21 protein-coding genes and 2 tRNA genes are annotated in these 21,088 nt (G+C 61.4%); 17 read left to right on the top strand and 6 right to left on the bottom strand.

Going from position 1 to position 21,088, the window contains the following annotated elements; translation table 11 throughout:
• Positions 1–32 precede the first annotated feature (32 nt).
• From RO069_RS01980 to sthA, 9 genes are all read left to right on the top strand, one after another.
• Positions 33–1,379: a Na(+)-translocating NADH-quinone reductase subunit A gene (locus tag RO069_RS01980; protein ID WP_328184970.1), complete on the top strand. Its 1,347-nt coding sequence runs from the start codon at positions 33–35 to the stop codon at positions 1,377–1,379.
• Positions 1,380–1,382: 3 nt separating this feature from the next.
• Positions 1,383–2,591 carry an NADH:ubiquinone reductase (Na(+)-transporting) subunit B gene (locus RO069_RS01975; protein ID WP_328184968.1) on the top strand — a complete coding sequence of 403 codons (1,209 nt, stop codon included), beginning with the start codon at positions 1,383–1,385 and terminating at the stop codon, positions 2,589–2,591.
• Positions 2,584–3,387, top strand: a complete 804-nt coding sequence (locus RO069_RS01970; RefSeq protein ID WP_328184967.1) for a Na(+)-translocating NADH-quinone reductase subunit C — start codon at positions 2,584–2,586, stop codon at positions 3,385–3,387. The genes RO069_RS01975 and RO069_RS01970 overlap by 8 nt, the downstream gene beginning before the upstream one ends.
• A gap of 2 nt (positions 3,388–3,389) precedes the next feature.
• Positions 3,390–4,055 (top strand): NADH:ubiquinone reductase (Na(+)-transporting) subunit D, encoded by a 666-nt coding sequence (locus tag RO069_RS01965; protein ID WP_328184965.1) that lies wholly within the window; start codon positions 3,390–3,392, stop codon positions 4,053–4,055.
• Positions 4,055–4,663, top strand: coding sequence for an NADH:ubiquinone reductase (Na(+)-transporting) subunit E (nqrE, locus tag RO069_RS01960; RefSeq protein ID WP_328184964.1), 609 nt, complete (start codon positions 4,055–4,057; stop codon positions 4,661–4,663). Before RO069_RS01965 ends, nqrE begins: the two co-directional genes overlap by 1 nt.
• A 37-nt stretch (positions 4,664–4,700) precedes the next feature.
• Positions 4,701–5,927, top strand: a complete 1,227-nt coding sequence (gene nqrF, locus RO069_RS01955) for an NADH:ubiquinone reductase (Na(+)-transporting) subunit F (protein WP_328184962.1) — start codon at positions 4,701–4,703, stop codon at positions 5,925–5,927.
• A 21-nt stretch (positions 5,928–5,948) separates the two neighbouring features.
• The gene (locus RO069_RS01950; RefSeq protein WP_328184961.1) at positions 5,949–6,986 is read left to right on the top strand and encodes an FAD:protein FMN transferase; all 1,038 of its coding nucleotides are present in this window, start codon (positions 5,949–5,951) and stop codon (positions 6,984–6,986) included.
• Between the two features lie 12 nt (positions 6,987–6,998).
• Positions 6,999–7,253: a (Na+)-NQR maturation NqrM gene (nqrM, locus tag RO069_RS01945; RefSeq protein ID WP_328184959.1), complete on the top strand. Its 255-nt coding sequence runs from the start codon at positions 6,999–7,001 to the stop codon at positions 7,251–7,253.
• A gap of 106 nt (positions 7,254–7,359) precedes the next feature.
• A complete protein-coding gene (gene sthA, locus RO069_RS01940) occupies positions 7,360–8,751 on the top strand; it encodes a Si-specific NAD(P)(+) transhydrogenase (RefSeq protein WP_328184957.1) in 1,392 nt (463 codons plus the stop codon).
• 60 nt (positions 8,752–8,811) lie between these two features.
• Here sthA and RO069_RS01935 read toward each other — a convergent pair whose 3' ends face one another.
• From RO069_RS01935 to dusA, 5 genes are all read right to left on the bottom strand, one after another.
• Complete coding sequence (locus tag RO069_RS01935; protein ID WP_328184956.1) at positions 8,812–9,603, bottom strand: glycerophosphodiester phosphodiesterase; 792 nt, start codon at positions 9,601–9,603, stop codon at positions 8,812–8,814.
• Complete coding sequence (locus RO069_RS01930) at positions 9,600–10,727, bottom strand: 3-deoxy-7-phosphoheptulonate synthase (protein ID WP_328184955.1); 1,128 nt, start codon at positions 10,725–10,727, stop codon at positions 9,600–9,602. The genes RO069_RS01935 and RO069_RS01930 overlap by 4 nt, the downstream gene beginning before the upstream one ends.
• Before the next feature lie 21 nt (positions 10,728–10,748).
• Positions 10,749–11,204, bottom strand: coding sequence for a tellurite resistance TerB family protein (locus RO069_RS01925; protein ID WP_328184953.1), 456 nt, complete (start codon positions 11,202–11,204; stop codon positions 10,749–10,751).
• An 18-nt stretch (positions 11,205–11,222) separates the two neighbouring features.
• Positions 11,223–12,188 carry a transaldolase gene (gene tal / locus RO069_RS01920; RefSeq protein ID WP_328184951.1) on the bottom strand — a complete coding sequence of 322 codons (966 nt, stop codon included), beginning with the start codon at positions 12,186–12,188 and terminating at the stop codon, positions 11,223–11,225.
• 112 nt (positions 12,189–12,300) lie between these two features.
• Entirely contained in the window at positions 12,301–13,317 is a 1,017-nt protein-coding gene (gene dusA / locus RO069_RS01915; protein WP_328184949.1) for a tRNA dihydrouridine(20/20a) synthase DusA, read from the bottom strand.
• A 175-nt stretch (positions 13,318–13,492) separates the two neighbouring features.
• Here dusA and potA point away from each other — a divergent pair, with 175 nt between their 5' ends.
• The 5 genes from potA to RO069_RS01890 are packed head-to-tail and all read left to right on the top strand — an operon-like array spanning position 13,493 to position 18,254.
• Positions 13,493–14,614 (top strand): spermidine/putrescine ABC transporter ATP-binding protein PotA, encoded by a 1,122-nt coding sequence (gene potA / locus RO069_RS01910; protein ID WP_328184948.1) that lies wholly within the window; start codon positions 13,493–13,495, stop codon positions 14,612–14,614.
• Positions 14,607–15,467, top strand: coding sequence for a spermidine/putrescine ABC transporter permease PotB (gene potB, locus RO069_RS01905; protein WP_328184947.1), 861 nt, complete (start codon positions 14,607–14,609; stop codon positions 15,465–15,467). The genes potA and potB overlap by 8 nt, the downstream gene beginning before the upstream one ends.
• On the top strand, positions 15,464–16,234 hold the full coding sequence (gene potC / locus RO069_RS01900) for a spermidine/putrescine ABC transporter permease PotC (RefSeq protein WP_328184946.1): 771 nt from the start codon (positions 15,464–15,466) through the stop codon (positions 16,232–16,234). The genes potB and potC overlap by 4 nt, the downstream gene beginning before the upstream one ends.
• Positions 16,231–17,274, top strand: coding sequence for an extracellular solute-binding protein (locus tag RO069_RS01895; protein ID WP_328184945.1), 1,044 nt, complete (start codon positions 16,231–16,233; stop codon positions 17,272–17,274). Before potC ends, RO069_RS01895 begins: the two co-directional genes overlap by 4 nt.
• A gap of 56 nt (positions 17,275–17,330) precedes the next feature.
• Positions 17,331–18,254, top strand: a complete 924-nt coding sequence (locus tag RO069_RS01890; protein WP_328184944.1) for an AEC family transporter — start codon at positions 17,331–17,333, stop codon at positions 18,252–18,254.
• Here the strand turns inward: RO069_RS01890 and RO069_RS01885 are convergent.
• Positions 18,225–19,166, bottom strand: coding sequence for a zinc ABC transporter substrate-binding protein (locus RO069_RS01885; protein WP_328184943.1), 942 nt, complete (start codon positions 19,164–19,166; stop codon positions 18,225–18,227). The genes RO069_RS01890 and RO069_RS01885 overlap by 30 nt on opposite strands.
• A gap of 166 nt (positions 19,167–19,332) precedes the next feature.
• Here RO069_RS01885 and gltX point away from each other — a divergent pair, with 166 nt between their 5' ends.
• From gltX to RO069_RS01870, 3 genes are all read left to right on the top strand, one after another.
• Positions 19,333–20,817 carry a glutamate--tRNA ligase gene (gene gltX, locus RO069_RS01880; protein ID WP_328184942.1) on the top strand — a complete coding sequence of 495 codons (1,485 nt, stop codon included), beginning with the start codon at positions 19,333–19,335 and terminating at the stop codon, positions 20,815–20,817.
• A 112-nt stretch (positions 20,818–20,929) separates the two neighbouring features.
• Positions 20,930–21,005, top strand: a tRNA-Ala gene (locus RO069_RS01875).
• Positions 21,006–21,012: 7 nt separating this feature from the next.
• Positions 21,013–21,088, top strand: a tRNA-Glu gene (locus tag RO069_RS01870).

Here is a 21,088-nt window from a genome sequence, read left to right as displayed (position 1 = left end):
CTTTAACAGTTCCTGATGAACGGACGAGGCTAATGATCAACATCAAAAAAGGCCTGGATCTTCCCATCAGCGGCGCTCCTGAACAGACCATCTCAGAAGGAAAGCCGGTACGCCATGTCGCGCTGATCGGCTTTGATTACAACGGCATGAAGCCGACGATGGAAGTGAAAGAGGGGGACCGCGTCAAGCGCGGGTCGCTGCTGTTTACGGACAAGAAGACCGAAGGCGTTCGCTATACCGCACCGGCTGCCGGTGTGGTCAAAGAGATTAACCGCGGTGAGCGGCGGGTGTTCCAGTCACTCGTCATCGAAATCGATGGTGATGAGGCGGAAACCTTTGCACGTTACAGTGGGGCTGATCTGGCTTCCCTGGAACGCCAGCAGGTGGTGGACAACCTGGTGGAATCCGGTCTGTGGACCGCTTTCCGTACCCGGCCCTTCAGCAAGGTGCCGGCCATCGACTCCGCCCCCAATTCCATTTTTGTCTCGGTGATGGACACCAATCCGCTGTCGGCGGACCCCGTGGTGATCATCAGGGAGCAGGGCGAGGCCTTCAGTAAGGGCCTGCAGATCCTGAGCAAGCTGACCAACGGCAAGGTGTTCGTGACCGGCCGGCCCGGTTCCGACGTGCCGGTGCCCCAGTCCGATGCCATCCAGGTGGAACAGTTCGACGGCGTCCATCCGGCGGGCAACGTGGGTACCCATATCCATTACCTGGATCCCGTTTCCCTGGGCAAGACGGTCTGGAGCATCGGCTACCAGGACGTGATCGATATCGCCCGCCTGTTCGAGACCGGCGAGCTGCCGGTGGATCGCGTGGTGGCTATTGGTGGCCCGAAGGCCACCCACCCCCGTCTGGTCCGCACCCGTATTGGTGCCAGTCTGGACGAGCTGTTGAAGGACGAAATCACCACCGACTGTGACGTTCGGGCCATCTCCGGATCCGTGTTCGGTGGTCGTCGTGGCACCGGGCCCTGTGCCTACCTGGGGCGTTATGCCAACCAGATATCCGTGCTGGAGGAGGGCAACAAGCGCCAGTTCATGGGCTGGCTGTCCCCCGGTGCCAACAAGTTCTCGATCATGAACATCTACCTGTCGAAGCTGGTCGGTGGCAAGAAGTTCGACTTTACCACCACCACCAACGGCAGCGAGCGGGCGATGGTCCCGGTGGGTGTCTACGAGAAGGTCATGCCCCTGGATATCCTGCCGACGCAGTTGCTGCGCACGCTGATCGTGGGTGACACCGAAATGGCACAGAAGCTGGGTGCGCTGGAGCTGGACGAAGAGGATCTGGCGCTGTGCACCTTCGTGTGTCCGGGTAAATACGAGTACGGTCCGATTCTCCGTGAGAACCTGACCCGAATCGAGATCGAGGGCTAACCGATGGCAATCCGACAGTTTCTCGATAACATCGAGCATCACTTCGAAAAGGGTGGCAAGTACGAGCGCTGGTATGCCCTGTACGAGGCGGTAGACACCATTTTCTATTCGCCGGCCAGTGTGACGTCCACCACCTCCCATGTGCGCGATGGCATTGACCTCAAGCGCATCATGATCACGGTATGGCTGTGCACCTTCCCGGCCATGTTCTTCGGCATGTGGAACATTGGCTTCCAGGCCAACAACTTCCTGGCGGCCAATCCGGATGCCATGGTGGCCGACGGTGGCCTGCGGGCGGCCTTCATCCAGGCGCTGGCGGTGACCGGCTCGGGTGCCGGCATCTGGGACAACTTTGTCTATGGCATGGCGTACTTCATTCCCATCTACTTCGTCACCTTCGCGGTTGGCGGTTTCTGGGAAGTGCTGTTCGCCACCGTCCGTCGTCATGAGGTGAACGAGGGTTTCTTCGTGACCTCCGTGCTGTTCGCACTGATCTGTCCACCCACTATCCCGCTCTGGCAGGTGGCCCTGGGCATCACCTTTGGTGTGGTGATCGGCAAGGAAGTGTTTGGCGGTACCGGCAAAAACTTCCTGAACCCGGCCCTGACCGGTCGTGCGTTCCTGTACTTCGCCTACCCGGCGCAGATCTCCGGTGACACCGTATGGACCGCCATTGACGGATTCAGCGGCGCCACCGCCCTGAGCTGGGCGGCGTCCGGCGGCCTGGAGGCCCTGGAGCAGAACATCGGCTGGATGAATGCCTTCATGGGGAACATCCAGGGTTCCATGGGTGAAACCTCCACCCTGGCGATCCTGATTGGCGGCTTTATCCTGCTGGGCATGAAGATCGCCTCCTGGCGCATCGTCGGTGGCGTGATGATCGGCATGATTGCCACCGCGCTATTGTTCAACGTCATCGGTTCCGACACCAATCCCTTCTTTGGCGTTGGCCCGGAATGGCACCTGGTGATGGGCGGCTTTGCCTTTGGCATGATGTTCATGGCCACGGATCCGGTATCCGCCGCCATGACCGACACCGGCCGCTGGTGCTTCGGCATCCTGGTAGGGGTAATGACCGTGCTTATCCGTGTGGTTAACCCGGCGTTCCCGGAAGGCATCATGCTGGCCATCCTGTTCGCCAACCTGTTCGCACCGCTGATGGATCACTACGTGGTTCAGGCCAACATCAAACGGAGGCTTGCCCGTGGCTAAACCCAAAGATACTGTCTCCAGAACCCTGTTGGTGGCGCTGGTACTGAGCATCGCGTTCTCGGTTGTCGTGTCCACCGCTGCCGTGATGCTGCGTCCGGCACAGATCCAGAACCAGAACCTGGACATCAAGACCAACATCCTGGCCGCGGCTGGTATGCTGGAACCGGGGACCAGCGTGGACGAGATCGAAGAGCAGTTCGCCCGTTTCGAGGTGCGACTGGTCGACCTGGACACCGGCAGGTATGTGGAACCGTCCGCCGTGGGTGTCGAAGACCCCATGAAGTACGACATGTACAAGGCCGCTTCAGACCCCGAGATGTCCACCAACATCCCGTCCAGTGAAGACAAGGCCGGCATCAAGCGCCGTCCCAATGTCGCCAAGATCTATACCCTGAGTGAAAATGGCGAACTCACCCGTGTGGTGCTGCCCATCCACGGTTACGGTCTGTGGTCCACGCTCTATGGTTTCGTATCACTGGAAGGCGACCTGAACACCATCGAAGGCCTGGGGTTCTATGCCCACGCGGAAACCCCCGGCCTGGGTGGCGAAGTGGATAACCCCCGCTGGAAGCAGCAGTGGGTCGGCAAGGAACTGTATGGTGAGGATATGTCCGAGCCGCAGATCCAGCTCGTCAAGGGCGGGGTCAGTTCCGATGCCCAAGACCGGGAGCACAAGGTCGATGCACTGTCCGGGGCAACCCTGACCAGCCGTGGCGTCCAGCAACTGGTGAACTACTGGATGGGCGACCGCGGATTCGCGCCGTTCCTGCAAAAACTTCGTGAAGGGGAGGTCTGATCATGGCAGACGCTTCAGCCAAACAGGTTCTCTTCGAACCGATCTTCAGTAACAACCCCATCGCGCTGCAGATCCTCGGTATCTGCTCCGCGCTGGCGGTGACCACCAGCCTGAGCGTGACCATCGTCATGTGCCTGGCGGTTATTGCGGTTACCGGCTTTTCCAACCTGGCGGTATCGCTGGTTCGCACGCAGATTCCGGGCAGTATCCGGATCATCGTGCAGATGACCATCATTGCCTCCCTGGTTATCGTGGTGGACCAGATCCTCAAGGCCTACGCCTATGAGATTTCCAAACAGCTGTCGGTGTTTGTGGGTCTGATCATCACCAACTGCATCGTGATGGGCCGCGCGGAAGGCTTCGCCATGAACAACCCGCCGCTGCTGAGTTTCCTGGACGGTATCGGTAACGGTCTCGGGTACTCGGTGATGCTGCTGTTCGTGGCCTTCTTCCGGGAGCTGATCGGCGCCGGCTCACTGTTCGGCTTCACCCTGCTGCCGACGGTGAACGAAGGCGGCTGGTATGTGCCCAACGGCCTGTTGCTGCTGCCGCCGAGTGCCTTCTTCATCATTGGTCTGGCGATCTGGGGCCTGCGTGCCTGGAAGCCGGAGCAGGTTGAGGAGCCGGAGTACAAGATGTCCCGCCACACCGCCAAGGAGGCCTTCTGATGGAGCACTATATCAGTCTGATTCTGAAGGCCATCTTCGTTGAAAACATGGCACTGGCCTTCTTCCTGGGGATGTGTACCTTCCTGGCCATTTCCAAGAAGATTGAGGCCGCCGTGGGTCTGGGTATTGCCGTGGTGGTGGTACTGACCGTCACCGTGCCGGTGAACAACCTGCTGTATAACACCATCCTGCGTGAAGGGGCCCTGGAGTGGGCGGGTCTGCCCAACGTGGACCTGAGCTTCCTGGGCCTGCTGACGTACATCGGGGTGATCGCCGCCATCGTACAGATTATGGAAATGGTGCTGGACAAGTACATTCCGGCCCTCTATGCCGCGCTGGGTGTATTCCTGCCGCTGATTACGGTGAACTGCGCCATCCTGGGTGCGTCGCTGTTCATGGTGGAGCGGGACTACACCTTTGGCGAGAGCCTGGTGTACGGCTTTGGTGCCGGCGTGGGCTGGGCCCTGGCCATTGTCGCCCTGGCCGGCATCCGTGAGAAGCTGAAGTACAGCGACGTTCCCGAGGGCCTGCGTGGCCTGGGCATCACCTTCATTACGGTGGGTCTGATGTCCCTGGGCTTCATGTCCTTCTCCGGCATTTCCCTGTAAACAACCCGGTGATTCGGTTTAACGAAAAGGCGAGACCATGAATACAGAAATTATTCTCGGCGTGGTCATGTTCACCGTTATCGTTCTGGCGCTGGTGGCGATCATCCTCGCCGCCCGCTCCAAGCTGGTAAGCACCGGTGATGTGACCATTGAGATCAACGATGACCCCGAGCACACCCTGAAGACCAGTGCCGGCGGCAAGCTGCTGGGCACCCTGGCCAACAGCGGTATCTTCCTGTCCTCCGCCTGTGGCGGCGGCGGGACCTGTGCCCAGTGCAAGTGCAAGGTATTCGACGGCGGCGGCGCCATGCTGCCCACCGAGAAGACCCACTTCACGCCCCGGGAAGAGAAGGAAGGCTGGCGCCTCTCCTGCCAGGTACCGGTGAAGCAGGACATGAAGATCGAGGTGCCGGAAGAGTTCTTCGGCGTGAAGAAGTGGGAGTGCGAGGTGGTGTCCAACCACAACGTGGCCACCTTCATCAAGGAACTGGTACTGAAACTGCCGGAAGGCGAGGAAGTGGACTTCCGCGCCGGCGGTTACGTCCAACTGGAATGCCCGCCCTACGAAATTCCGTTCAAGGATTTCGTGATCGAGGAGGAATTCCACGAGGACTGGGACAAGCACGATATCTGGCGCTACAAGGCCATTAACAAGGAAGAGACCATCCGCGCCTACTCCATGGCCAACTATCCGGAAGAGAAGGGGGTTCTCAAGTTCAACATCCGGATCGCCACGCCGCCTCCCGGGACCGACCATCCGCCGGGCATCATGTCGTCCTACGTGTTCAACCTGAAACCGGGCGACAAGGTCACCGTGATGGGGCCATTCGGGGAGTTCTTTGCCAAGAAGACCGACGCCGAAATGGTGTTTATCGGGGGTGGTGCCGGCATGGCGCCCATGCGCTCCCATATCTTCGACCAGCTCAAGCGCCTCAAGAGCGATCGCAAGATCAGCTTCTGGTACGGTGCCCGGAGTGTCCGCGAGATGTTCTACGTGGAAGACTTCGACATGCTGCAGCGTGAGAATGACAACTTCGAGTGGCATGTGGCCCTGTCGGACGCGCTGCCCGAGGACAACTGGGAAGGCCCCACCGGGTTTATCCACAACGTGCTGTACGACAACTACCTGAAGGACCACCCGGCTCCGGAAGATTGTGAGTACTACATGTGTGGGCCTCCCATCATGAACGCCTCCTGCATCAAGATGCTGAAGGATCTTGGTGTGGAAGACGAGAACATCATGCTGGACGACTTCGGGGGTTAAAAGACACTGATGACATCCAGCGTGTCCCGACCCGTCAGGGTGACCCTGGTCAGCATCCTCTGGGTGCTGGCCGTGGCCGCTCTGGCGGGTTGTTCGTTTGAGTCCGAGGAAAAGGTCTGGGAAATCTCCGGCCCCATCTTCGGCACCCAGTACCATATTAACGTCGTATTGACCGACGACAGGGAAACCCTTGAAGATCTGTCGCAAGGTATCGAGGCAACCCTTGAATCGGTGGATGCGGCCATGTCCACCTGGCGGGACGATTCGGAACTGAGCCGCTTCAACCAGTTGGAGGACCAGGGCGACTGGACCCCGGTATCCGGCGAGCTGTTCGAGGTGCTGGAAGCCGCCCAGACGGTGGCGGATGAATCCGGCGGTGCCTTTGACATTACCATCGGACCGGTGGTGAATCTGTGGGGCTTTGGCCCGGAGGCGCGCCCCGAGGAAATACCGGACGACGCGGAACTGGAAGAGCGCCTGTCACGGACCGGATTCCGCTTTCTGGAACTGGATCCGGTGAAACAGGCTATCCGCGCGGAACAGCCGCAGTACCTGGATCTGTCCGGTATCGCCAAGGGCTATGGTGTTGACGCCGTTGCCCGTTACCTGGAAAAGCAGGGTATTGACCGGTACCTGGTGGAAATCGGCGGTGAGGTCCGGGTCAACGGGCGCAAGCCGGACGGCTCCGCCTGGCGGCTGGCGGTGGAACAACCGGTGGAGAATGCCCGCCGGATCAACCGGGTGATCGCCATGGACCGGAATGGCATGGCCACCTCCGGCGACTATCGTAACTATTACGAATCGGACGGTCAGCGCTATTCCCATACCATAGACCCGGCTACCGGGCGTCCGGTGGGCCATCGGCTGGCCTCGGTCACGGTGATTGCGGAATCGTCGATGATGGCCGATGCCTGGGCCACGGCCTTTACCGTGATAGGCTATGAAGAGGGCTACCGTCTGGCCCTGCGGAAAAACCTGGCGGTGTATTTTATCGTGCGCGAAGGGGAGGGGTTCAAGACCTACCATACCCCCGCCTTCGCCACCTATCTGATTGAGTGACAGGAGGTAGTCATGGGCACCTTTCTACTGGCACTGCTGATCGTTGGTCTGCTGGTGGCGGCCATGTCCGTCGGCGTGATCTTCGGACGCAAGCCCATTTCCGGCACCTGCGGCGGCCTTGGTGCGGCGGGTATTACCGGGCCCTGCGAAATCTGTGGGGGTGACACCAGCAAGTGCGAGGAAAACACCGGGTCCGCCGATGCGGATACCAGGGACCTTGCCTATGATGCCACGCAGGCCGCCCGGGGTAGCCGCCGCCCGTCCTGAGCGCGAGTCGTCGAAAACAGACAACAACTTCATGCCCTGGCCGCGAAGCGTGAGCCTTGCCGTCGGGGCTTCCCTCTTGACCACGCGATAAGGAGTGACAGTCCTGATGGCAGAACATCATTATGACGTTGTGGTGATCGGCGCCGGCCCTTCCGGCGAAGGCGCCGCCATGAATGCCACCAAGCACGGCAAGCGCGTCGCAATCATCGAAGACAAGCCCAACGTCGGCGGCAACTGCACCCATTGGGGCACCATCCCGTCCAAAGCCCTCAGACACTCCGTCAAGCAGATCATCACCTTCAACACCAACCAGATGTTCCGGGATATTGGCGAGCCCCGCTGGTTCTCATTCCCCCGGGTGTTGCAGAATGCCCAGACGGTGATCGACAAGCAGGTCAAGCTGCGCACCCAGTTCTATGCCCGAAACCGCGTGGACCTGATCAATGGCCGTGCCTTCTTCCTGGACGGGAACCGGCTGGAAGTGCGGGGCAACAAGACGGCGGAAGTCCTCAACTTCAAGCAGGCGGTGATTGCCACCGGCTCCCGGCCCTATATGCCGCCCGATGTGAACTTCCGCCATCGCCGCATCTACAACAGCGATACCATCCTCAACCTGTCCCACACGCCCCGTACACTGATCATCTATGGCGCCGGTGTTATCGGGTCGGAATATGCCTCCATCTTCGCGGGCCTGGGGGTCAAGGTAGACCTGATCAATCCGGGCAACCGACTGTTGTCGTTCCTTGATGACGAGATCTCCGATGCCCTCAGCTACCACCTGCGTAACAACGGTGTGCTGGTGCGTCACAATGAGGAATACGAGTCCGTGGACGGCGACGATCATGGCGTGGTGCTGTCCCTCAAGTCCGGCAAGAAGATCCGCGCCGATGCCTTCCTGTGGTGTAATGGCCGGGCGGGCAACACCGACAGTCTTGGGCTGGAGAACCTGGAACTGGAGCCCAACAGCCGTGGCCAGCTACAGGTGGATGAGCATTACCGGACGGCGGTTCCCAACATCTACGCGGCGGGGGATGTTATCGGCTGGCCGAGCCTGGCCAGTGCCGCCTATGACCAGGGCCGTTCAGTGTCCTCGGACATCGTGCAGGATGAGTATTTCCGCTTCGTCTCCGATGTGCCCACGGGTATCTACACCATCCCGGAAATCAGTTCGGTGGGCCCCACCGAGCGGGAGCTGACGGAAAGCAAGGTGCCCTACGACGTGGGGCAGGCGTTCTTCAAGGACCTGGCCCGGGCCCAGATCACCGGCGAGAAGGTGGGCATGCTGAAGATCCTGTTCCACCGGGAAACCCGGGAAATCCTGGCGATCCACTGCTTTGGTGACCAGGCCGCGGAAATCGTGCACATCGGCCAGGCCATCATGAACCAGGAAGGGGAGGCCAACTCCCTGAACTATTTCATCAACACCACGTTCAACTACCCCACCATGGCGGAAGCCTACCGGGTGGCGGCCCTCAACGGTCTTAACCGTATCTTCTAGGAATCTGCCGGCTGGATGTGCGGTCACCCTTACCGGGGGTGACCCTTGCCAGGAGCGGGTTTATACCGCCGCGCCCTGACCCCGGGACGGGTCGTGTTCCGGCTCGGACGACGATGACGGTAACCGCACCCTGCGGTTATCGAAATAGATCCGGGTGCTGGTGGGGAAGTCGGTGATAATGCTGTTTACCCCCATGTCCTCCATCAGCAGCATGTCGTGGATACGGTTGACGGTCCACACCGACACCTGCATGTCGAGGCGCTGGGCCTGCCTGACCATGTCCCGGGAACAGATTCGCCAGCTGGGCACCAGGTAGCTGCACCCCAGGCGTTTTGCCGTGGCTACGGGTCTGGGGAAACGACGGCTGGCGACATAGCCGGTGTGGATCTTCCGGTTGCGACGCTTGATCTCCTGCAGGAACCAGGCATCGGAGGAGGTGACCACCACCATTTCGAACAGCTGGCGTTTCTGGATCAGCTCGGTGAGCCGGTTGCACAGGATGTTGAGACGGCTGCGGGCATCGGGTTTGACCTCCAGCTGGTAGTGGTGGACATCCGGGCAGGCATCCAGTACCTGTTCCAGCGAGGGAATACCCGTTGGTTCGGGCCAGGGGGTGGTCTGGTGGCGGGCGTCCATGGCAGCGAGCTGGGCCGCGGTGTGGCTGGCAACCTTGCCCGCCTGGCCGGTGGTCCGGTCAAGGGTCATATCATGGATAACCACCGGCACTCCGTCCGAGGATAGCTGGACGTCCAGTTCAAAGTGCCGAATGCCGTGGCGGTAGGCGGTCTCGAATCCCGGCAGTGTGTTCTCCGGGGCCTCCCCCCGTGCACCGCGATGACCGTAGATGATCATGTTGCTGACGTTACTCCCGTCTTTCCGTAAAGGGCCTGGCGTTTCTTCCAGAGCTGGTGGCACTGGCTGACATCTTCAAGGTAGGCGGGCAACTCCTCCATCAGTAGTGCCTGGGGCCCGTCCACCAGGGCTTTTTCCGGCCTCGGGTGGAAGTCCACCAGCACCATGTTGGCGCCGGCCACCACGCCCTGGGCGGTGGCGTGCATGACATCGGGGATGCCGTCCGGCGCCGTGTCACGGCTGCCCACGGAGTGTGACGGATCGATACACACCGGCATGCGGGTCAGCCGCTTCACCGTGGGCACATGGGCAAAATCCACCATGTTCCGATGCGGATTGCCGGCCTCGGTCTTCATGCCCCGCAGGCAGAAGACCACATTGGCGTTGCCCTCGCTGGCCAGGTACTCGGCGGCGTTCAGGGACTCGTTCAGGGTGATGCCGAAGCCCCGCTTGAGCAGCACCGGGTAGGTCTTCTGGCGACCGATGGCCTTGAGCAGCTCGAAGTTCTGGGTATTGCGGGTACCCACCTGGAGCATGACGCCGGTTGGCCGTCCGAGCTTTTCCAGGCATTCATCGATTTCCTCGATGTGGCTTTCATGGGTGATTTCCATGGCGACCACCCGGATATCGTGCTTGCCGGCGGTCTCGAACACCCAGGGCAGGCAGCTCTTGCCGTGGCCCTGGAAGGAATAGGGGTTGGTGCGGGGCTTGTAGGCGCCCATGCGGGTACAGTGCTGGCCCTGTTCGCTCAGGGTCCGCATCATGATTTCCACGTGCTCCCGGGTATCCACGGCGCACAGGCCGGCAAACACGTTCAGGTTGTCCTGGCTGAACGTCACGCCGTTATAGGTGAAGCCGGACTGGCGCCGGTCGTCCCGGTGCCGGCCGAGGATGCGATAGTCGTCGGAGATGCGGATCACCCGTTCCACGGCGGGCAGGGCTTCGATCTCATCCTTGTCCAGGCTTTTGGTATCGCCCAGCAGATAGAGTTCGGTAAGCCGCTGGGTGGCACCCACGACTTCGTGCACCTTGACGGCGACACCGGGCAGATTCTCCAGGAAGTGGAGTGTCTGGCGATAGTCGTCACTGTCCAGTGGTGTATCCGGATGGAGAATGGCGAGCATGACGTCCCTCCTGGGATCGTGTCAGTGGGATTGTTCGGCCCGGTGCCGTGCCTGCATGTATTCCCGGTGATTGAGGTGCAGCAGGTCCGCCATGCGACGGATCAGGTGCTCCTCATACTTGTCGATGCGGTCATCGGCCAGGGCCACCCGCCAGATGCTTTCCAGCACGGCCTGCTTCGACGCCTGGCTGAGCTGTTCGTTGAGTACGCCGGTGAATTCGTATATCGAGGTGGAGTCATCGGCGTGGTTGAGGGCATCGTCCAGTATCGACCGGGCTTCCTCCCGGGTGACCTGGTGTACGCGAACGGCGCAGTCCACGATGGTGGCCAGTTCCCGTTGGTCTTCATCGTTGTCGATCCGGGACAGCTGGACCATCAGTGCGGTGGCAGCGACGGCCAGCTGGTGGCTGTCCGGGTCGGGGGAGCCGCCGGCCTTTCCGGTGTCCGGAAACAGCATCTGGCGAAGGCGGTCTATCATCGTTGCGCTTCCTTCTGGTCAGGCCACACTGGCCAATCGGCTGACCCGTTTCTCCAGTTCAATCTGGTCGGCAGCAAAGCGGCGGATGCCCTCGGCCAGCTTCTCGGTAGCCATGGCGTCTTCGTTGGACTCCCAGCGGAACAGACGCTCGTCCATGGCGACCGGGCGGTCCTGGCTGGTGGCGTTGTCCGGGGACAGCTTGCGAGGCAATTCGCCGGAGTCCTCCTTCAGCGCCTGCAGCAGGGCAGGGCTGATGGTCAGCCGGTCGCAGCCGGCCAGTTGCTCGATTTCCCCCATGTTACGGAAACTGGCGCCCATCACCACCGTGTCGTAACTATGGGCCTTATAGTAATGGTAGATCCGGGATACCGACTGCACACCAGGGTCTTCCTCCGGTGCAAAGGCGTCCCGGTCGCTGTGGGCCAGGTGCCAGTCGAGGATGCGCCCGACGAACGGGGAGATCAGGAAGGCACCGGCATCGGCGCAGGCGGCTGCCTGTACGAAGGAGAACAGCAGGGTCAGGTTGCAGTGGATGCCTTCCTTCTCCAGCTGCTCGGCGGCGCGGATGCCTTCCCAGGTGGAGGCGATCTTGATCAGCACACGGCTGGTATCCACGCCCGCCTGGTCGTACAGCTCAATCAGCCGCCGGGCCTTGTGCACGGTGGCGGCGGTATCAAAGGAGAGTCGGGCGTCCACTTCCGTGGAGACCACGCCGGGAATCAGGTCGAGGATCTTCCGGCCCGCCTGTACCGCCAGGTGATCGGTTGCCCAGGCCAGTTGCTCCCGGTCGCTGCCGCCCTGGCGACTGGCGTAATCCACGGCCTCGTCCAGCATCGGACGGTAGGCATCCGAGGCGGCAGCCTTCAGCAGCAGGGAGGGGTTGGTGGTGGCATCCTCCGGGCGCCATTCGGCAATGGCTTCCAGGTCACCGGTATCGGCCACCACGGTGGTCATGGATTTCAGTTGTTCAAGCTTGCTGGTCATGGGTCCTGTTCCTTGTGTCTTTCTGTAGGCGTCCTGGCGCGGGTGAGGTGACATACCGATACGATAACCGGCTGTCAGGACGGGAACAAGACAGCAGAGGCTTACGGGGCTGTCAGGTGGTGGCTTCGGCCATCGGTTCGCGGACCGGTTCACGGACCTTGGACAGGGCATCCAGTACCACCTCGATACCGCTGCCGGGCCGGTGGGCGTTCTCGCTGATATGGCGCCGGAACTGCCGTCCGCCGGGCTGGCCATGGAACAGGCCCATGATATGCCGGGTGATATGGGTCAGGTAAACGCCCCGGTCCAGTTCCTCCTGGATGAACGGCAGCATGGCGCGCAGGGCGTCATGGCGGGACGCGACCGGGTCGGCCTCACCAAAGAACTCACTGTCCACGCCAGCCAGCAGCCACGGGTTGTGGTAGGCCTCGCGGCCCAGCATGACACCGTCGGTGTGGTTGAGGTGTTCATGGCATTCATCGAACGTCTTGATGCCGCCGTTGATAATGATCTCCAGCTCCGGGTAGCGGGCCTTGAGGTCGTACACCCAGGGGTACTTGAGCGGCGGAATGTCCCGGTTCTCCTTCGGGCTCAGTCCGTCCAGCACGGCAATGCGGGCATGGACGATAAAGGTCCGGCAGCCGGCCTCCGCCACGGTTTCGATAAAGTGGCACAGGTCGTCCCAGGATTCCCGCCCATCGATGCCGATACGGTGCTTGACGGTCACCGGCAGGGAGGTGGCCGCGATCATTGCCCGCACACCTTCAGCCACTTTCTCCGGATGGCCCATCAGGCAGGCGCCGATCATATTGTTCTGCACCCGGTCGCTGGGGCAGCCCACATTCAGGTTCACCTCGTCGAAGCCAAACTGCTCTGCCAGGCGGGCACAATGGGCCAGTTCCTCAGGGTTGCTGCCACCCAGTTGCAGGGCCAGGGGATACTCCCCGGCATTGTGACGCAGGAACCGTGCGGTATCCCCGTGAATCAGCGCCCCGGTGGTGACCATTTCCGTATACAGCAGCGCCCGGCGGCTGAGCAGTCGCGCCAGGTAGCGAAAATGGGGGGTGGTCCAGTCCATCATTGGCGCCACACTGAAGCGGCGGGACAGGGGAGTGCTGTTATGTACCATGAACCCGAAACGACTAGCCGATGAATGAAGGCGGCATTGTACCTTATAGACCCATCCGGTCTGTAGCGGAGTTCCGAAGACAATCTTTGCCGTTATCCGCCTGGAAAGCGCTTCACCCTTTGCTCATACCCCCATTTTCTGAAAAAATAGCCACCTCACCTTTTGGGCGCCGCTGATGACACAGAAGACGCTGCTTTCATTACGAAATCTTGGCAAAAGCTTCTCCGGCAAGACAGTACTGGATTCGCTGGATCTGGATATTGCCGACGGGGAGTTCATTACCCTGCTGGGACCTTCCGGCTGCGGCAAGACCACGCTCTTGCGGCTGCTGGCCGGCTTCGAGGTGCCGGATGCCGGACGGATTGAGCTGGCTGGGTCGGACATCACCGACCTGCCGCCGGAGCAGCGCCCCCTGAACACCGTGTTCCAGAACTACGCGCTGTTTCCCCATATGTCGGTATTCGACAATGTGGCCTATGGCCTGAAGATGGAGAAACGTCCGAAGGACGAAATCCGTCAGCGGGTGCGTGACGCCCTGGATATGGTCCAGCTCGGGGAGTATGCCAGCCGTAAGCCGCATCAGTTGTCCGGTGGCCAGCAGCAGCGAGTGGCCATTGCCCGGGCCGTGGTCAAGCGCCCGAAACTGCTGTTGCTGGATGAACCCCTGTCGGCCCTGGACTACAAGCTGCGTCGCACCATGCAGATTGAACTCAAGCGCCTGCAGCGGGAGCTGGGCATTACTTTCGTGTTCGTCACCCACGACCAGGAAGAGGCCCTGTCCATGTCGGACCGCGTGGTTGTGCTGATGGATGGGGTGGTGCAGCAAAAGGGAACGCCCCGGGAAATCTACGAACGTCCCGCCAACCTGTTCACGGCGCGGTTTGTGGGGGAAACCAACCTCTTCCCCGGCACCCTGGAGCAGGCGGACGGCGACCAGATCATGGTCAATGTCGCCGGTTACCGCCGCAGTATGGCCCGCCCCCGGTTTTCCCTGGAGACGGGGCAGTCCGTCCATGTCCTGCTGCGCCCCGAGGATATCCGGGTGCTGGAACCCGATGCCGATCACGGCTTTCCCGGCAAGGTGGTGGAGCGCAACTACAAGGGCAGCACCCTGGATTCGGTGATCCACCTGGAGGACGGCACGGAAGTGTTGGCCAGCGAGTTCTTCGATGAGGACGACCCCGCCTTCGACTACCGTCTCGGCGAACCGGTCCGTGTGAGCTGGGTGGAAGGCTGGGAATGGTTGCTGCCCATGGAAACGGCTGCCGTTGACGGGGACCCGGCGGCGGATGCTTAGGGGGCTGCGGCAACCCTTCCGTACCGGGGTGCTGGTGCTGGTCTGGTGCTGGTTGCTGGCCCTGGTGCTGGCGCCGAACCTGCTGGTGATTGCCGCCAGTTTCCTGACTCGGGACCCGGCGACCTTTCTTTCCCTGCCGGTGACGCTGGAGAACTATCGTGCCCTGGTGGACCCGCTGTACCTGGAAGTGTTCCTGCATTCCCTGTACATGGCGACGGTGACCACGCTGTTTTGCCTGTTGATCGGTTACCCCTTCGCCTGGGCACTGTCGCGGGTGGGCCGGGAGCGGCAGCTCCTGCTGATCTTCCTGCTGATCGTCCCCTTCTGGACCAACTCCCTCGTGCGGACCTACGCCCTGAAGCTGCTGATGGCCACCAATGGTCTGATCAATAACGGGCTGATGGCCCTGGGGCTGATCGACGAACCCCTGCGGATGCTGTACACCGAAGGCGCCGTCATCGTCGGACTGGTCTACCTGCTGCTGCCGTTCATGATCCTGCCCCTGTACTCGGTGTTCGATGACCTGCGCCGGGAACTGCTGATGGCCTCCCACGACCTGGGGGCGGGACGCTTCAGTACTTTCATCCACGTGGTGGTGCCGCTGACCCTGCCGGGGGTGCTGGCCGGAGTCATGCTGGTGCTGTTGCCGGCCATGGGACTGTTTTTCGTGCCGGACATCCTCGGTGGTTCCCGCAACCTGCTGGTGGGCAACGTCATCAAGAACCAGTTCCTGGATGCCCGGGACTGGCCCTTCGGCGCGGCGGCCGCGATTCTGCTGACCCTGGCCATGGCGCTGCTGCTGTTCACCCACCGGCTGAGCCAGCGGCGGCTGGGTGAGGAGAGTGACGTATGACTCGCTGGTTGCCCAGGGCCTACCTCACGCTGGTCTACCTGGCGCTGTATATCCCCATCGCGGTGCTGGTGGTGTTCTCGTTCAACGATGGTCGCACCGGGTACCGCTGGGGTGGCTTCAGCCTGCGCTGGTACGAGGCCCTGTTCAACAATAGCGCCATGATGCAGGCATTGTGGAATTCCCTCGGGCTGGCGGTATCCGCCGCTACCCTGTCCACGCTGATCGGGGCGCTGACGGCTTTGGCCCTGCACCGGTACCGTTTCCGGGGCAAGAAGGCCCTCAGGGGCATGTTGTTCGTGGTGATGATGTCGCCGGAAATCGTGCTCGCCATCTCGTTGCTTGCCCTTTTCCTGTTGGTGGGCATTGAGCTGGGCTACGTGTCCCTGTTGCTGGCCCATGTCACCTTCTGCCTGCCGTTCGTGGTGATCACCGTCATGGCGCGTCTGGCGGGGTTTGATGAGCGGCTGCCAGAGGCGGCCAGGGACCTGGGGGCCTCGGATTTCACCATGACACGGACGGTGCTGCTGCCGGTGATCATGCCGGCGCTGCTGGCGGGCTGGCTGCTGGGCTTTACCCTGAGCCTGGACGATGTGGTGGTGAGCACCTTCGTCAGCGGGCCGGGGTATGAAATCCTGCCGTTGCGCATCTACTCTATGGTGCGTGTCGGCCTGAAACCGGAAGTGAACGCGCTGGGCACACTGCTGCTGGTGTTTTCACTGCTGATGCTTGTGATGTCCCAATGGATTCTTGTGAGGAGCAAACGATGAAGAAACTGGTATTGGCTGGACTGACGACGGTCGCCCTGACCGGGTGCAGCGGTCAGGAAGAGGAGCAGGTGCTGAACCTGTACAACTGGTCCGAGTACATGCCCCAGGAAGTGCTTGATCGTTTTGAGGAAGAGACCGGCATCCAGGTGGTCTACACCACCTACGACAGCAACGAGGCCATGTATGCCCGTCTGAAGTTGCTGGATGACAGCAGCCAGTATGACCTGGCGGTGCCGTCCACCTACTACGTCAACAAGATGCGCAAGGAAGATCTGCTGATGGAGATCGACCACAGCCAGATCGAGGGCTTCGACAAGCTGGATCCGGAGCTGGTGGACCAGAGTTTCGATGAGGGCAACGCCTATTCGGTGCCCTATCTGTGGGGCACCACTGGCCTGGCCATCGACAGCAACGCGGTGGATCCGGCCGAGGTGAGTGGCTGGGCCGACCTGTGGGATGAGAAATATGACGGTCAGGTGATGCTGACCAACGACATGCGGGAGGTGTTCCATGTCGGGCTGAGCGTGCTGGGGTACTCCGGCAACACCCGGGATCCCCGGAAGATCGAGGAAGCCTACGAAAAGCTCAGCGAGCTCATGCCCGCCGTGCGCACCTTCAACTCCGACGCGCCGCGCATGCCCTACCTGGAAGGGGAGACCGATATCGGCATGATCTGGAACGGCGAGGCGGTGATGGGCAAGGACGACATGCCGTCACTGGAGTATATCTATCCGGAGGAGGGCGTTATTGTCTGGCTGGACAGCTTCGTCATTCCCAAGACCGCCGCCAACCCGGAAGCGGCCCACAAGTTCATCAGTTTCGTGCTGCAGCCGGAGATCTCCGCGCTGATCAGCGAGGAGATCGGGTACGCCACCCCCAACCTGGCGGCCCGCGACCTGTTGCCGGAAGCCGTGGCCAGCAATCGCGCCAGCTACCCCACCAGCGAGGACATGGAGAACGCGGAGTTCCAGGAGGACGTGGGCGACGACGCCATGCAGGTGTATAACCGTTATTGGGAGCAACTGAAGACTGGCGGGTAAAGTCCCGACCCGAAAAATGGTAGCATCCTCAGCTTCCATCTTTTGAGGAGCCGAAAATGTCAGTTGTGGTCCAGGCCCTGATACCGGTATTCGTGCTGATTGTTCTGGGGCACCTGTTCCGCCGCTGGCATTTTCCCGCCGACGGCTTCTGGATTCACGCCGAACGCTTTACCTATTACGCCCTGTTCCCGGCCATGCTCATCTACAAGCTGGGGCAGGCGCGCCTTCCCGCTTCCGCCTATGGTGAGATCCTGCTGCTTATTGCCGCCATGCTGGTGGCCATGACCCTGGTACTGGTGGTTATCCAGCTCATCTGGCGCTGGCCGGGGCCGGTGTATTCATCGGTGTTCCAGGGCGGCATCCGTTTCAACTCCTACGTGGGGCTGGCGGCCGCCGGCATGTTGCTGGGAGACGAGGGGCTGTCGCTGGTTGCCGTGGCGGTGGCGGTGAAGGTGCCGCTGCTGAACCTGCTGTGTATCCTGATGTTCTCGGTCACCTGTCGCCAGGGCCGGTTGCGGCTGGCACCGGTACTCAGGGCCATTGCCACCAATCCATTGATCATCGGGTCGGTGGTCGGCGTGGTCTGGAGTTTCTTCCGGGTGGGGTTCCATCCAATCCTGGCGGGCATCCTGGAACCACTCAGTAATCTGGCGTTGCCGCTGGGGCTGATGTGCGTGGGAGCGGGGCTGGAGTTGAAGGCCCTGCGTCATGCCTCGGCGCCTTTCCTGGTGTCGTCCGTGGCCAAGCTGGTGGTGTTCCCGGTGCTGACCCTGGGCCTTGCCCTGCTACTGGGGATGGATGGCACCATGGTGCAGGCGGCCATCCTGCTGGCGGCCCTGCCCACGGCAACCTCTTCCTATATCCTGGCCCGGCAACTGGGGGGTGATGCCCCCCTGATGGCCGCCATTATCAGCGGCCAGACCTTGCTGGGGATGGTCACCCTGCCTTTGTTACTCGGTTTTCTCTGGCAGGCAGTCTAGGACGGCGTCGGCCATACTCTGCTGGAAGTCGAGATAGCCCCGGGGCGTGGCCGGGATATCGCTGGCCAGCGGATCCCATACGCTGATGGGCAGCTCCACATCCCCCATCAGCGACTGCCACCACTGGCGGTCAAACTGGGGCTCGATCATCAGGCAGGCCTGCTCCGCCCGGTTCAGGCGATCCTGGACTTCCGCCAGGTGTCGGGCGCCGGGAGTGCGTTCAGGGCTCAGGGTCAGCACACCGGCAATGGCCAGGCCGTAGTGTTCCGCAAACCGTCCGAAGGCATCGTGATAGGTGAACAGGTCCAGTTCCCGGGCAAGCGCCAGTTGTTCGCGGATTGACGCCTCACGGGCCTCCAGGTCGCGGGTAAAGCCGGCGAGGTTGCGGTCGATGGTATTGGCATCCACCCCCTCCAGTTCCTTCAGGTGACCGGCGATAGTCTCCGCCATGGCCAGGGCCAGGGCAGGGTCCAGCCAGATATGGGGATCTTCACCGTCGCCGTGATCATGATGCCCGGATTCGTCGTGGTCTTGCCCGTGATCATGGTGGTCGTGTCCGTGGTCGGATTCATCCTCCGGGCCCAGGGCAACGGTACGGTCCCGGAAGTCGGGGCCGGACAGCAGGCGTGTCAGAAAGCTTTCCATGCCCGGGCCCACCCAGAACACGCGATCCGCGGATTCGAGCCGCTGCCGTTGCGAGGGGCGTAGCTGGTAGGTGTGGGGGCTGGAGCCGGCGGGCACCAGGGTGGTGACCTCCACCTCGCCGTCAGCCACCGCCCGGACCAGCAGTTCCAGTGGTTTCAGGGACGTGACCACCTGTGGCTGAGTGTCGGCGGCGGTGGATGGGCTGCTCCAGATCAGCAGCATGGTCAACAGGAGCAGGGCGGGGCGCGATAATGGTCGTGCGGGCATAGTGTTGCAGTTTCCGTTCTTGGTTAAATAAAACGTTATAATATAACAGATGATTCTGGCTGGGAAGTCATGTCGCCGGTTGCCGACGGGGCTCCATGGGATTTCAGCACAGGGTGGGTATAATGGCGCCTTTCCATTCATCCACTGCGTCAGGCAGGATCCATTAATGACTGTACGTACCCGAATTGCTCCTTCGCCCACCGGTGATCCCCATGTGGGCACGGCCTTTGTCGCCCTGTTCAACCTGTGTTTCGCCCGCCAGCACGGTGGCCAGTTTATCCTCCGCATCGAGGACACGGACCAGGCCCGCAGCACGGCGGAATCGGAGCAGGACATCCTGAACGCACTGCGTTGGCTGGGTCTGGAATGGGACGAAGGGCCAGATGTGGGCGGCCCCCACGGTCCTTACCGCCAGTCCGAACGCAAGGATTCCTACGCCAGCTATGCCATGGAGCTGGTGGAGAAGGGCCATGCCTTCTATTGTTTCCGCACCCCGGAAGAGCTGGAAGCTATCCGGGAAGAGCGCAAGGCACGGGGCGAAAATCCGGGCATCAAGGGCGACCTGGAATTGCCGGAAGAGGAAGTGAAGCGTCGCCTGGAAGCCGGCGAGCCCTATGTCATCCGCATGAAGGTGCCGGATGAGGGCGTCTGCGAGATCGATGACATGCTTCGAGGCACCATCGAGATCGACTGGGCCCAGGTGGACTGCCAGATCCTGCTGAAATCTGATGGCATGCCCACCTATCACCTGGCCAATGTGGTGGATGACCACCAGATGGCGATCACCCATGTCCTGCGGGGTGAGGAATGGATCAACTCGGCGCCCAAGCACAAGCTGCTGTACCAGTATTTCGGCTGGGACATGCCGGTATTGTGTCACCTGCCGCTGCTGCGCAACCCGGACAAGAGCAAACTGTCCAAGCGCAAGAACCCCACCTCCATCAACTTCTACGAGCGCATGGGCTTTCTGCCGGAGGCGGTGACCAACTACCTGGGACGCATGGGTTGGTCCATGCCTGACGAGCGGGAGAAGTTCACCCTGGAGGAGATGGTGGAGCACTTCGACATCAACCGCGTGTCCCTGGGCGGCCCGGTGTTCGATGTGGAGAAGCTGCGCTGGCTCAATGGTCTGTGGCTGCGGGAGGACGTGTCGGACGAGCAGTTTGTCGAACGCCTGCGCCAGTGGTGGTTCAACGAGGACGTCCTGCGGGCCCTGGTGCCCCATGTGAAGGGCAGGGCGGAGGTGTTCTCGGATGTGGCGCCCATGGCCTCGTTCATGTTCTCGGGCATGCTGGAGCTGTCCCCGGAGGACTTCGCCCACAACAAGCTGGAGGAGGCCCAGGTCAAGCGGGTGCTGCAGTTCGCCCTGTGGAAGCTGGAAGCCCAGCGGCACTGGAGCAAGGAGAACATCTTTGCCGACATCAAGGGCCTGGCCAAGGCCATGGAGCTGAAGATGGGCGACTTCATGTTCGCCATCTTCGTGGCCATTGCCGGTACGCCCAATTCCTGGTCGGTGATGGATTCCATGGCCCTGCTGGGCCCGGATATGACCCGGGCACGCCTGCGCCATGCCCTGAATGTGCTGGGTGGTTTTTCCAAGAAGGAAACCAAGCGGGTGGAGAAAGAGTACGCTGCGTTGATTGCAGAATGAACGATCTGGTGGCGTTTTGAACGTTCTGGACAGGGATGTTCAGAAAACTGAAAAAAATGTGTTTCAAGTGTTGACGCCCCCGGGGCGGATCCTTAATATACGCAGCCGTTGAGGGGCCATAGCTCAGCTGGGAGAGCGCAACACTGGCAGTGTTGAGGTCAGCGGTTCGATCCCGCTTGGCTCCACCAATTTCTAGTCCCCTTCGTCTAGTGGCCTAGGACTCCGCCCTTTCACGGCGGCAACAGGGGTTCGAACCCCCTAGGGGACGCCA

It is taken from the genome of Marinobacter sp. OP 3.4, assembly GCF_036224885.1.
Lineage (GTDB): Bacteria > Pseudomonadota > Gammaproteobacteria > Pseudomonadales > Oleiphilaceae > Marinobacter.
This window is presented reverse-complemented; position numbering and strand designations above follow the sequence as displayed.